This is a genomic window from Rhizobium sp. 01T444 (genome assembly GCF_056398305.1).
The window spans coordinates 1-507 of record NZ_JBFTPD010000442.1 but is presented as its reverse complement, the minus strand read 5'-3'; the positions used below and the strand labels follow the sequence as shown (position 1 = coordinate 507).

Annotated in this window: 1 protein-coding gene; it reads right to left on the bottom strand. The window is 69.4% G+C overall.

What is annotated here, in order from left to right:
- Positions 1–507 (bottom strand): molybdopterin cofactor-binding domain-containing protein (locus AC1DTN_RS39365; protein ID WP_477925698.1); only part of this gene is annotated, 507 nt, incomplete at both ends.

Below are 507 nucleotides of genomic sequence, written 5' to 3'. Positions count from 1 at the left end.
GGATTGACGACCGCGTCGTGCTCGTCGACGAAGATCACCTCGATCTCCCCGATGTCCGCGTTGGCGGGCAGGTGATACTCGGCAAGGCTGTGGTTCATCAGGCGTCCCAGTCGATGGTCGAAGAGGCCCTCCTCGTGCAGCGCCATGCCGATGCCCCACACCACGCCGCCCTGGATCTGGCTGGCGGCGGTCTTCGGATTGACAATGCGCCCGGCCGCGATCGCGCTGACCACCCGCGTCACATGCACGGTGCCGAGGCTCTCGTCCACGCGGACCTCCGCGAACACCGCGGAATGCGTGGCACGCGCGTGCTTGCGCTGCATCATCAGCCTGGGCAGCGTCAGGCTCTTGGCATCGATCTGCGGGGCGCCCGCGCGCTGCATGAGTTCCCGCATGCTGATCGCGCGCGCCGGGTCGGCGCGCAAGTGGATCATGCCGCCCGCAAACGACACATCCGCCGGCCGGGCTCGGCCCAGCGGCGTGTCGCCCTGCGCGCGCGCCATGAGC